The sequence below is a fragment of the Streptomyces sp. NPDC002276 genome (genome assembly GCF_053891435.1).
In genome coordinates this window covers 512,550-524,638 of sequence record NZ_JBSFCQ010000004.1, presented here as the reverse complement: position 1 = coordinate 524,638, position 12,089 = coordinate 512,550, and the positions used below count along the sequence as shown (strand labels likewise).

Sequence of the window (12,089 nt, the reverse complement as noted above, 5' to 3'; positions counted from 1 at the left end):
TCAACGGCCAGGTGACCATCGACGCGACGAACCTCTACGGGGACCGCGACGAGTCCTTCCCCTCGCTCGCGCACCAGGTCAAGTCGATCGTCGGCGGCCCGACCGCGAAGTCCTTCAACACGGTCTTCGCCTCGGCGTACGACCAGATCGGCACGCAGCGCGTCACCCCGAGCAACCTCTACGCCGCCGAGCCCGCCGCGAAGGACATCACCGTCCAGCTCATCACCGACGCCGGTTTCGACCCGCTCCACGTCGGCGACCTCACCCCGGGCGCCCGGCTCCTGGAGGACAGTTCGGGCCTGACGCGGGCCTGGCGGGCCAACTCGGTGGACCGTTCTTCTACCGGTACGGCCGCCCCGGCGAGCTGTAGAACGGCCTTGCTCCCGGCGGCAGTTCACGCCCCCGACTGGATGTCCCCCCGGGTGGACGACTCGATGGTGTCGCGGTGGGCGAAGTCGCCCGGGGGGATGCCGGGGTGGTGCCCAAGGGGGGCCGTGGGGGCGGCGACCGAGGGGCCGAGGGTGAGGCGGGAGACGATGCGGTAGCGGTCGCCGCGGTAGATCGAGTGGACGTACTCGACGGGCCGCCCGGTGGTGTCCGAGGTGAGGCGTTCGAAGAGCAGGGCCGGGGAGAGTTCGGGGACGTCGAGGAGTTCGGCCTCGGCCTTGGTGACGACCGTCGGCTCGATGGCCTGGACCGCTTCCTGGACGTGCACGCCGTGCTGTTCCCGCAGGTGTTCGTAGAGGTCGCCGGCCTCCAACTCCGGTGCGGACAGGGCGGGTACGAGATCGGCCCTGATGTGCAGGTGCTCGATGGCCATCGGGGCGCCGTCGACCAGCCGCAGCCGCGCCACGTACACGATCTCGGCGGCGGGCGAGAGGCGCAGTCTGCGGCCCACCCGGGCGCCGGCCGGGATGGTGGTGAACTCCAGCAGTCGGCTCGACCAGGCCCCGGAGGCCTGCGGGGCCGTCATCGTCTGCTCGCCGGAGACGAGTTCCTGGGTGATCTTCTCGGGCGCGACGAACATGCCGCGTCCGTGCTCCCGCACCAGCAGCCCCGCGGCGACGAGTTCGTCGACCGCCGCGCGCAGTGTCGGGCGGGAAACGCCGAGGCGGGCGCAGAGGGCGCGCTCGGAGGGGATCGGGTCCCCCGGGTGCTGCGACTCGACGAGGTCGAGGATGAAGTCGCGGACCCGCTCCCGTTTGAGTACCGCCCCTGGCGCGTCGGCCTTCATGTCGCACTCCCTCGTACGCGGAATCCCCGGCCGATCGGTTGACCAGTTGACCAGCGACTGCCTCGCGGTTCGCCCTCTTGACCGGGGAAGTGTAACCACCAACGGCCAGTGATCATCCGGTTCTTGAGCGATATACGCGCCAAATCCCTTGGCAGCAGCGGGGGTTGACGCCCGCATTGGTCTATGCCACCTTCGTCCCCACATCGAGAGGTGAGCTGTCCAGTGGGCTTCACTGGTCAGGTGGTCAGTTCATGTCCTCCAGGGGTGAACCGTGCAGCTCCGTATGTTCGCCGGCGTGTCCGTGCTCGTGATGACAGCAGGGCTGAGTGCCTGTAGCAGCTCTTCCGATACCTCCGACGGCAGTTCCTCAGGCTCCGGGGGAAACACCACCATCGACGTCTGGCTGATGCGCGACAGCGTCTCCGTCGCGTTCCAGAACGAGTTCGTCAAGGGCTTCGAGGCCGCCCACCCCGACATCAAGGTCAAGGTGCAGATCCAGGAGTGGGACGGCATCGGCGAGAAGGTCACCGCCGCCCTGGCCGGCAACGACGCGCCGGACGTCATCGAGACGGGCAACACCCAGGTCGCCCAGTTCGCGCAGAGCGGCGGGCTGCTGGACCTCAGCGACAAGGTCGACGACCTCGGCGGGAAGACCTGGCTCAAGGGCCTCGCCGAGCCGGGCGCCTACGACGGCAAGCAGTACGGCATTCCGTACTACGCCGCCAACCGCGTCGTCATCTACCGCACCGACCTCTTCAAGCAGGCCGGTGTCGACGCGTCCGCCATCAAGACCCGGGACCAGTGGATCGCCGCCACCAAGAAGCTCGACTCCGGCGGCACACAGGGCATTTACCTGCCCGGCCAGAACTGGTACACGCTCGCCGGCTTCATCTGGGACGAGGGCGGGGACCTCGCGGTCCAGTCCGGCGGCAAGTGGAAGGGCGCGCTGGACACCCCGGCGGCGATCCGCGGCATGCGGTTCTACGAGCAGTTGCAGGCCCTCGGCAAGGGCCCCAAGGACTCCGACGAGGCCAACCCGCCGCAGGCCGACGTCATGGCCAAGGGCAAGATCGCCCAGGTCGTCTCGTCCCCGGGCGGCGCCAACGTCGTCGTCCAGAACAACCCTGCCCTGAAGGGCAAGTTGGGCTTCTTCCCGATCCCGGGCAAGACCGCCGCCACCCCCGGCGCGGTCTTCACCGGCGGCTCCGACCTGGTCATCCCGACGGCGTCCACCAAGCAGGACGCGGCCTACACGTTCATCAAGGAACTCACCGGCGACACCTGGCAGAAGAAGCTCGCGCTCGCCATGAGCTACGTCCCGAACAAGACCACCCTCGCCTCCGCCGTCGCCGCCGACCCGGGCGCCGCGGCCATGGCGATCGGCGCCGCCCAGGGCCACGCCACGCCCAACACCCCGGGCTGGGCAGCCGTGGAGGCGAAGAACCCGATCAAGGACTACATGACGGCCGTGCTCACCGGCGGCGACATCCGGAAGAAGGCCGCCACCGCGTCCGAGGCCATCACCGCGGCGATGAACTCCGGCTCCTGAAGCGCCCGTTGAACGGAAGGAGGAGCGCCGTGCCGGCCGTCCGAGAGCAGACCGCCCCCGTCCCCCACTCGGTACCGATCCGCCCCGGCGCTCCCCGGGACCGGGCACGCGCCGCCCGTCGAAGCCCGCCGGCCGGGGCATCTGGCCGTATCTCCTGATCGCGCCCGCCGTGCTCGGCACGCTCTATCTGCTGGTGTATCCCCTGATCCGTGCCGTGGTGATCTCGTTGCAGGACTTCGGACTGCGCCAACTCATCCTGGGGCACGCGAAGTTCGTCGGCCTCCGGAACTACGGGACGCTGCTGGGAGACAGCGGCTTCTGGCAGGTCGTACAGCGCACGTTCCTCTTCATGGCGATCAACGTCGTACTGATCATGACGCTGTCCACACTGGTCGCGCTCATGGTCGAGCGGCTCGGCCGGTTCGGGCGGACCACGGTCCTCAGCGCGCTGGTGCTGACCTGGGCGATGCCGGTGATCTCGGCGACGACGGTCTTCCAGTGGCTGTTCCACTCGGAGTTCGGGATCGTCAACGAGGTACTCACCGGGCTGGGGTTCGAGTCCTTCGACCGCTATCCCTGGTTCGCGCACGGACCGGCCGCGTTCGCCATCGTGGTCGCGCTCGTGGTGTGGCAGTCCGTGCCCTTCGCGGCGATCACGCTGTACTCGGCGCTCACCACCGTCCCCGTCGAGCTGTACGAGTCGGCGCGCATCGACGGCGCGTCGGGGCCGCGGATCTTCCGCTCGGTCACCTTCCCGATGATCCGGCCGATCTTCCTGCTGGTGTTCTCCCTCGAAGTGATCTGGACGTTCAAGGCGTTCGTGCAGATCTGGGTGATGACCAACGGCGGACCCGGCGACGCCACCACGATCCTGCCCGTGTACGCGGTGCAGACCGCCCTCTCCCACCAGCGCTACGACCTCGGTTCGGCGGCCTCCATGGTCACCGTGGTGCTGATGTCGGGCGTGCTGGTCCTCTACTTCCGCCAGATGTTCCGCCAGGAGGACGAGCTCGCATGAGCACCACCCGGCCCCGGATCCGCCGCCTGCCCCTGAACGCCGCCGCCGTCCTCACGGTCCTGGTGTGCCTGTTCCCGGTGTACTGGATGGTCGCGACCGCGTTCACCCCGACCCGTGACATCCAGTCCGACAACCCCCGGCTCATTCCAGCGAGTTGGACCCTCGACCACTTCCGTACGGCCGTCGGCGCCGCCGGTTTCGGACTGTTCTGGCGCAACAGCGTCCTCGTCACGCTGAGCGCGGTGCTGCTCGCCCTCGTCATCGCGCTCGGCTCGGCCTACGCGGTCGCCCGGATGAGGTGGAAGGGGCGCCGGCAGTTCATGCTGATGGTGTTCATCGCGCAGATGGCGCCCTGGGAGTCACTGATCATCCCGGTGTACATCATCTCCCGCGACACCGACATGCTGGACCGGCTGCCGACGCTGACGCTCGTCTACTTCATGATGACGCTGCCGTTCACGATCATCGTGCTGCGCGGTTTCATCGGCACGATTCCGCCGGAGCTGGAGGAGTCCGCGCAGGTCGACGGCTGCACCCGGTTCGGGGCGTTCCGGCGCATCGCGTTCCCGCTGCTCGCACCGGGGCTGATGGCCACCTCGCTGTTCGGCTACATCACGGCGTGGAACGAGTTCACCTACGCCAACTTCCTGATCATCAAGCAGCAGGACCACCGCACGCTGCCCGTGTGGCTGTCCTCGTTCCAGAACGTCTTCGGCACCGACTGGGGCGCCACGATGGCGGCCTCAACTCTCTTCGCGGCACCGGCACTTGTGATCTTCCTGCTGCTCCAGCGCCATGTCACCTCCGGCTTCGCGGCCGGCGCGGTCAAGGGCTGACGCTCCGCACCACCCCCACCCGCCCCCGTCCCCGTCCCGGAGACGATCCATGCCCGCACAGCGTTCCGTGCTCACCCTCGTCCCCCGACCCACCAAGTCCGCGCTCCGGCCGGGGCACTTCACCCTCGACACCGGCACCGCGCTGCACATCGGCGCGGGCGCCGAACCGGCCGCGGACCTGCTGCGCACGCTGCTCGCCCCCGCCACCGGACTGCCCTTGGAGGCGTCCTCCGACGGGCAGTTGACCCTGACGCTCGACCCCGGTCTGGCCGGTCTGGGCGAGGAGGGCTACGGACTCACCGTCGCCCCGCACGCCGTCCTGCTGCGCGCGGCGCACCTCACCGGACTGCTGCGCGGAATCCAGACGATCCGTCAACTCCTGCCCCCTCAGGCCCTGTCAGCGCGTCCACAGCGCGACACGGAGTGGCCGCTCCCGTGCGTCGAGATCACCGACCTCCCCCGGCACCCCTGGCGCGGTGCGATGCTCGACGTGGCCCGCCACTTCCAGCCCGTCTCCCATCTCCGCCGGTACGTCGACCTGTTGGCCCTGCACAAGATCGGCGTGTTCCATCTCCACCTCACGGACGACCAGGGCTGGCGCATGCCGGTGGCCGCCTACCCCAAGCTCACCGAGATCGGCGGCCACCGCGCGGAGTCCCAACAGGGGCCCGCCGGAAGCGACTTGTACGACGGCGTCCCGCACGGCGGCTCCTACACGCGGGCCGAACTCGCCGGCCTGGTCGCCTACGCCGCCGCCCGCGGGGTGACCGTGATGCCGGAGATAGAGATGCCCGGGCACGTCCGGGCCGCCCTGGCCGCCTATCCCGAACTGGGCAACCACCCGGAGCGCACCCTCGACGTGTGGACCAAGTGGGGCGTGTGCGAGACCGTCCTCGGCGTCCACGACGAGGTCCTCGACTTCTGCCGTACCGTCCTCGACGAGGTCATGGACGTCTTCCCCTCGCCGTACATCCATGTGGGCGGCGAGGAATGCCCCACCGCGGAGTGGACGCACAGTGCCGCCGCGCGCGAACGGGCGCTGGCGCAGGGCCTGTCGAGTCCCGCCGCGCTGCACGGCTGGTTCCTCGGGCGGATCGGCGAGTTCCTCGTGCGGCACGGGCGGCGCCCGGTCGGCTGGGCCGAGACGGGAACCGAACTGCCCCTGGACTTAACGGTGATGACCTGGCGCGACGCGGCACACACCCTGACGGCGGCCCGGCGCGGCCACCAGGTGGTGAGCGCCTACCACCGGGCGACCTACCTCGACCACGCCCAGTCCGAGGACCCGCGCGAGCCCCCGGCCCAGCCGGGCAAGGTCGTCGATCTGCGGACCGTGCACTCCCACGACCCCGTTCCCGAGGACGCGGACGCTGCGGCAGCCCGTCAAGTGCTGGGTGTCCAGGCCCAGTTGTGGACCGAGTTCGTCACGACGCCCGAGCGCGTCGAGTACCTCACCTATCCCCGGCTGTGCGCTCTGGCCGACCGCGCCTGGAGCGGTCCAACCGACTGGGACGACTTCCGCACCCGGCTCGGCGGACACACGGCGCGGCTCGACGCGCTCGACGTCCGGTACCGCCCTCTGACCTGAACCCGTTCCGGAATCACCCCACCTTCTGGAGAGGTACCACCATGAAATACGGGAAGAGCAGACTCCGCGCCGCCGCGTCCGCCGCCGTAGCGGTGGCCCTGGGCGCCGCCGCGCTCAGCGCCGTGCCGTCCACCGCGAGCGCGGCCGGCGACGGGCTGAGCGTCCAGTACCGCACGAGCGCCACGGGTGCCACCGCCGACCAGTCCGAGCCCTGGTTCAAGGTGAAGAACACCGGCTCCACCACAGTGCAGTTGGCGAACGTCAAGCTCCGCTACTACTTCAAGTCGGACTCGGCGAGCGCGAGTTACCGCTTCGCGTGTTCCTGGGCGGTCAAGGGCTGCGCCAACATCACGGGCACCTTCGGCACCCTCGCCAACCCGACGGCCACGGCAGACCGTTACCTCGAAATCGGCTTCACCTCGGGCGCCGGAACCCTAGCGCCCGGCGCCGACACCAGTGACATGCAACTGCGCTTCTACCAGTCGACCTGGCAGACCCTGAACCAGAGCGACGACTACTCCTTCGGCGCCTCGCAGACGTCGTACGCCGACTGGTCGAAGGTCACGGCGCAGCTGTCGGGCACCACCCTGTGGGGCACGGCTCCCGCGGGCAACGATCCGACGAACCCGCCCACCGACCCGCCGACCGATCCCCCGGCCACCGGCGCCACGCTGTTCGACGACTTCAACTACAGCGCCTACAACGACCCGAAGATCGCCGCGCACGGCTGGAACGTGCGCTCCACCTCCGGCGGCCCCGGGGTGTCCGGCGCCACCTGGACACCCGACAAGGTCACCTTCGCCACCACGAGCGGCAACTCCATGATGAACCTGGAGACCTCGACCTCGGGCACCGGCGAGAGCACCAAGCAGACCGAAGTCGTCACCAACACAAGGAAGTTCAAGAACGGCACCTACGCGGCCCGGGTCAAGTTCAACGACGCGCCCAAGTACGGGCCGGACGGCGACCACCTCGTCCAGACGTTCTTCACCATCAACGACCTCACGGCGCCGATGGCGGACGACTACTCCGAGTACGACTTCGAGTACCTCCCCAACGGCGGCTGGGGCGAGTCGTCCGACATCCTCTACACGACGTCCTGGGAGACCTACCAGGCCGACCCGTGGGTGGCGGTCAACCAGCACACCGAGGGCCGGCAGAGCTACAACGGCTGGCACGACCTCGTGCTGACCATCGACAACAGCGACATCAAGTACTACATCGACGGCCAGCTCTTCGGCACCCATGACGCCGCGTACCTCCCGGAGCGGCCGATGTCGATCAACTTCAACCAGTGGCTGATCGACTTCGGCGGTCTCACCAGCTCCACCGCGCGCGCCTACGACGAGCAGGTCGACTACGTCCTGCACGTCAAGGACCAGGTCCTCACCCCGGCGCAGGTCGCCGCAAAGGTGGCGGCCTACCGGGGCGCGGGCACCACGTTCGAGGACACTGTGCCCAGCAGTTGAGCACGGAGCGCGGCGGTGCGCGCACTCGGCGTACGGGATCCGAGTGCGCGCACCGCCGTCGCCTAAGCTCCGGGCCATGCGTGTATTGGTCCTGGAGGACGATCTTGAGCTGGGACCCGTCGTCGCAGCTCAACTGAGGGGTGAGGGGTTCGCGGTCGACCTCGCGCGGACGCTCGCCGAGGCCGACCTCAAACTGTCCGTCAATCGCTACGACTGTGTCGTGGCCGACCGCTCGGTCCCGGACGGCGACTCCCTCACGCTGCTCGCCGCTCAGCGCCGGGCGGGATCGGTGCTGCCCTTCCTGCTGCTGACCGCGCTGGACGCGGTGAGCGACCGGGTGGCCGGCTTCGAGCACGGCGCGGACGACTACCTGGTGAAGCCGTTCGCCTTCGCCGAACTCGTCGTACGGGTAAGGGCGTTGTGCCGCAGGGAGCAGCCCGCGCGGCCGTCCCTGCTGCGGGCGGGCGACCTGGAGGTCGATCTGCCGCGCCGCCGGGTGACCCGGGCCGGAGTGCTGCTCAGCCTCTCGGCCAAGGAGTTCGCGGTGCTGGAGCTGCTGTTGCTGCGGGCGGGCGAGGTCGTCACGCGCAGCGAACTGATCGAGAGCTGCTGGGACGAGGCCAGCGAGCCGATGTCCAATGTGGTGGACGTCCTCATCGGGCAGTTGCGCAGACGGCTCGGACCGCCCGACCCGATCGCGACGGTGCGCGGTGTCGGCTACCGCCTGGGCGGCGAGGCGTGAAGCGCCACGACCCGGCATCGCCCGCGGTTGCCCGGCTGCGGCGCACCCGCCGGTTGATGACGCTCCTGTTCGCCTCGACGACCGCGGCCTGTCTCGTGGTACTCGCCGTGGTCGCGATCCGTATCGACGCCGCCTCCCGCCGCTCCGGCCTCGACCACGAGGTGGGCAGCCGCGCGGCGGGGCTGTCGCGGGCGGTCTGGTTCGACGCGGGAGTGCTGCACCTGGAGCCGCTGCGCGAGGACGAACTCGCCCAGGGCGCACAGGTGTTGGCCGTGTTGCAGGCGGCGCCGGGAAAGACGCCGACCGTGCGGAACGTCGTACCCGGACGGTCGGCGCTGCCCGACGCGGACCAGTTGGACGAGGTCTGGCACAGCGTCCTGGACGAGCAGGGAACGGTCCAAGTCAGCGCTCCCGCCACCAAGGGCGGGCGGCTGCGGTGGGCGGCGGCTCCGGTCTGGGACGGGGACCGGATCGGGGCGGCGGTACTCGTCGGCACGGAACTGGCGCGCAGCGAACACGATCACGACCTCCTCGTGCGCTGGCTGGCCCTCGGCTGCACGGCGCTGGTCTGCTGCGCGGCGGCCGTAGGACATCTGCTGTCCGGGCGGGCCATGCGTCCGGCCCTGCGCGGTCTTGACCAGCAGGAACAGTTCCTGGCCGAGGCCGCGCACGAGCTGCGGACCCCGCTGGCGACCCTGCGGCTGACCGTCGAGCGCGGCGGCTCGTCCGACGAGGCGCTACGGCTCGTCGACCGGCTGAGTCGGCTGGTCACCGGGCTGCTCGCCAGGGCGCGGCTGGAGTCCGGGGCGCAGCGGGTCGAGCTGGTGCCGTTGCGGCTGGACCAGTTGGTGGAGACCACGGTCGAGGAGTTGCCGGACCACCAGAGCGTGACGGTGACGGCCGAGCCGGTGGTGGTGCGCGGCGATCCCGACCTGCTGGCGCAGGCGGTACGGAACCTGGTGGAGAACGCCCAGCGGCATGGCGGCCCGGCCGGTTCGCCGGTGGAGGTCGGCGTCACGCCGGGGCTGGTCACGGTCCGCGACCACGGGGACGGCGTACCGCTCGCGGACCGGGAGCGGGTGTTCGCACGCGGGGTCGCCGGGACCGGTCCAGGCACGGGTGCGGGCCTGGCCATCGTCCGCTGGGTCGCCGGTCTGCACCACGGCACCGCCCGCCTCACGGACGCTCCCGGCGGCGGCCTGCTCGCCGAACTCCGGCTGCCGACGGACCCCGACCGGGCGTCCTCATCGTCATCTCATGAAGGCCCCGGCACCGTGGGCACATGAACGCACTGCGCAGCCCTGTACTGCTGGTCACCGGCGCCGCCACGGCTCTCGGCGCCGTACTCGTCGCCGTCAATGTGTACGACACGACGAGCGCGCCGCCCGCCGCCGAGGCGGTCGTCCGGGTCGACCAGGTCGGCTATGTGCGCGGCGAGACGAAACAGGCCTACGTGATGGGTCCCACGAAGGCGCTCGCCGGGGCGCGCTTCAAGGTCGTCGACGCGAAGGACAAGGTGGTCACGGCGGGTCGGCTCGGTGCCGTCACCGGCCACTGGAACGCCAAGTACCCGTCCGTGCGCACCGTCGACCTCTCCGCGCTGAACACTCCCGGCACCTACCGCATCGTCCTGACCGGCAGCGCCGCCGGCCGCTCCCCCACCTTCCGGATCGCCGACGCGAGCGAGCTGATGACCCCGCTCGTCCGGGACAACGTCCGCTTCCTCCAGGCCCAGCGCGACGGCGCCGACGTACTGCCCGGGATCCTCAAGCACGGCCCGTCCCATCTCGCCGACGAGCACGCGGCCGTCTACGCCGACCCGCACTACGACGAGGCGGGTGAGGAACTCCTCGACGAGCAATTGACCCCGACCGGTGACACGGTCGACGCCTCGGGCGGCTGGTTCGACGCGGGCGACTTCCTGAAGTTCACCGGCACCACCTCCTACTCGACCGCCGAACTCCTGCTCGCCGAACGGGACTTGCCGACGGCCATGCCCGCGCTGTCCGCCGAGGCCGACCACGGTCTGTCGTGGCTGGACCGGATGTGGGACGGCGACAGCGGGACGCTCTACGCCCAGGTCGGCATCGGCGCGGGCAACGACAACGTGCGCACGGACCACGACGTGTGGCGGCTGCCGGAGGCCGACGACCGGCTCGATGTGTCGCCCGGCGACCCGGACTACACGATCAAGCACCGCCCGGTGTTCCGGTCCAACGCGCCGGGCGAGCCGATCACGCCCAGTCTGGCGGGACGGGTGGCGGCGGTCTTCGCCCTCGCCGCACAGCGCACGGCCGACTCCGACCCGGACCTTGCCCGGGAGTGGCTGGAGAAGGCCGCCGCCGTCTACGATCAGGCCGACACCGACCCGGACCCCGACCAGCCGCTCGTCACCGCCTTCCCCAGCGGCTTCTACCCCGAGGACTCCTGGCAGGACGACCTGGAGTTCGCCGGTGCCGAACTGGCGCTGGCCGCGCGGGAGTTGGGTGATGACCGGGAGAGCGACTGGACGGCCGACGCGGCTCGCTGGGCCCGCGCCTATCTGGACTCCGACGTCAAGGGCACCCTCAACGTCGCGGACGTCAGCGCCCTCGCCCATGTCGACCTGGCCACCGCGCTGGACGGCGACCGCGGCAACGGCGTCGGGGCCGAGGACCTGTACAAGGACCTGCGCCGACAGTTGGAGGACGGGGTCGAGCGGGCCGGGCACGATCCGTTCGGCGCGGGCGCGGTCTACGACGACTTCGACGCCGTACCGCACACGTTCGGGCTTGTGGCCACCGCTCAGCTCTATGCCAAGGCGACCGGGGACACCGGCTTCGCGGCCTTCGCCGGGCGGCAGCGGGGCTGGGCGCTCGGCGCCAACCCGTGGGGTACCAGCTTCATGATCGGCGCGGGTGAGGTCTATCCGCACTGCCCGGAACACCAGTTGGCCAACCTGCGCGGCAGCCTCGACGGGAAGGGCGCGATCCTGCGCGGCGCGGTGGTCAACGGCCCCAACGCGGCGGACAAACTCACCGACTTGAACGGCTTCTCGACGATGAAGAAGTGCACCGCCGGTCCGCCGAGCGGAGCTTGGACCGATTTCGACGGCAAGGGTTCGCGGTACGTGGACGATGTGGGCGCCTGGCAGACGGTGGAGCCCTCGCTGGACTTCACCACGACAGCCCTGCTGGCCTTCGCCCTGACGGCGCAGGACGAGGACCAGTAGCCGACCCTCTGAATCTCCTCAAGTCGCTTGGCCCGCACGGAACATGATCGTCAGGCTGGGTCCCATGACTGGAATCACGGGACTGGGCAAGAAGAACACCTTCGTGCTGACCGTCCGGGACGCGGACGTGATCGCGGCGGCCCTGCGTGAGGCACTGGCCGGGGCCTCGCCCGAGGAACGGCCCGGCCTGGAACGCTCCATCGCGCTCGTCGAGTCCGCCGCGGCCGCCGACGAAGGCCGGTTGCGAGCTGGTTGGGTCCGGTCCCGGCTGGCGGCGGCCGGCTTCACCGGGGACCTCGCCTCGGTCGCGGCGGTGCGGGCGCTGCGGCAGGCGGAGCCGGGGCTGAGCCTGTTGGCGGCGGTGCGGCTCCAGAAGGAGGCGGTGGCGCATCCGGAGTGATCCGGCGGCCCCCGACCGCGGGGAGGCGGGGGCCGCCGGAGG

The 12,089-nt window shown here is 70.2% G+C and carries 10 protein-coding genes; 9 read left to right on the top strand and 1 reads right to left on the bottom strand.

Annotated elements, in window-relative coordinates; all coding sequences use genetic code 11:
* Positions 1-394: 394 nt before the first annotated feature.
* Positions 395-1,234, bottom strand: coding sequence for a GntR family transcriptional regulator (locus ACWIHT_RS14290; RefSeq protein WP_456167872.1), 840 nt, complete (start codon positions 1,232-1,234; stop codon positions 395-397).
* 283 nt (positions 1,235-1,517) lie between these two features.
* On the opposite strand from ACWIHT_RS14290, the gene ACWIHT_RS14285 reads away from it, so the two are divergent.
* The 9 genes from ACWIHT_RS14285 to ACWIHT_RS14245 all read left to right on the top strand — a co-directional run bounded on the left by ACWIHT_RS14285 (position 1,518) and on the right by ACWIHT_RS14245 (position 12,047).
* Positions 1,518-2,783, top strand: coding sequence for an extracellular solute-binding protein (locus ACWIHT_RS14285; protein ID WP_456168029.1), 1,266 nt, complete (start codon positions 1,518-1,520; stop codon positions 2,781-2,783).
* Between the two features lie 139 nt (positions 2,784-2,922).
* A complete protein-coding gene (locus tag ACWIHT_RS14280) occupies positions 2,923-3,801 on the top strand; it encodes a carbohydrate ABC transporter permease (RefSeq protein ID WP_456168027.1) in 879 nt (292 codons plus the stop codon).
* Positions 3,798-4,637 carry a carbohydrate ABC transporter permease gene (locus ACWIHT_RS14275; protein WP_456167870.1) on the top strand — a complete coding sequence of 280 codons (840 nt, stop codon included), beginning with the start codon at positions 3,798-3,800 and terminating at the stop codon, positions 4,635-4,637. The genes ACWIHT_RS14280 and ACWIHT_RS14275 overlap by 4 nt, the downstream gene beginning before the upstream one ends.
* A 49-nt stretch (positions 4,638-4,686) precedes the next feature.
* A complete protein-coding gene (locus tag ACWIHT_RS14270; RefSeq protein ID WP_456167868.1) occupies positions 4,687-6,225 on the top strand; it encodes a beta-N-acetylhexosaminidase in 1,539 nt (512 codons plus the stop codon).
* Between the two features lie 41 nt (positions 6,226-6,266).
* Entirely contained in the window at positions 6,267-7,694 is a 1,428-nt protein-coding gene (locus ACWIHT_RS14265) for a cellulose binding domain-containing protein (protein WP_456167866.1), read from the top strand.
* Positions 7,695-7,770: 76 nt separating this feature from the next.
* Complete coding sequence (locus tag ACWIHT_RS14260; RefSeq protein ID WP_456167864.1) at positions 7,771-8,436, top strand: winged helix-turn-helix domain-containing protein; 666 nt, start codon at positions 7,771-7,773, stop codon at positions 8,434-8,436.
* The gene (locus ACWIHT_RS14255; protein ID WP_456167862.1) at positions 8,433-9,722 is read left to right on the top strand and encodes a sensor histidine kinase; all 1,290 of its coding nucleotides are present in this window, start codon (positions 8,433-8,435) and stop codon (positions 9,720-9,722) included. Before ACWIHT_RS14260 ends, ACWIHT_RS14255 begins: the two co-directional genes overlap by 4 nt.
* Positions 9,719-11,647 (top strand): glycoside hydrolase family 9 protein, encoded by a 1,929-nt coding sequence (locus ACWIHT_RS14250; protein ID WP_456167860.1) that lies wholly within the window; start codon positions 9,719-9,721, stop codon positions 11,645-11,647. Before ACWIHT_RS14255 ends, ACWIHT_RS14250 begins: the two co-directional genes overlap by 4 nt.
* A gap of 64 nt (positions 11,648-11,711) precedes the next feature.
* Positions 11,712-12,047, top strand: a complete 336-nt coding sequence (locus tag ACWIHT_RS14245; RefSeq protein WP_456167858.1) for a hypothetical protein — start codon at positions 11,712-11,714, stop codon at positions 12,045-12,047.
* Positions 12,048-12,089: the final 42 nt, after the last annotated feature.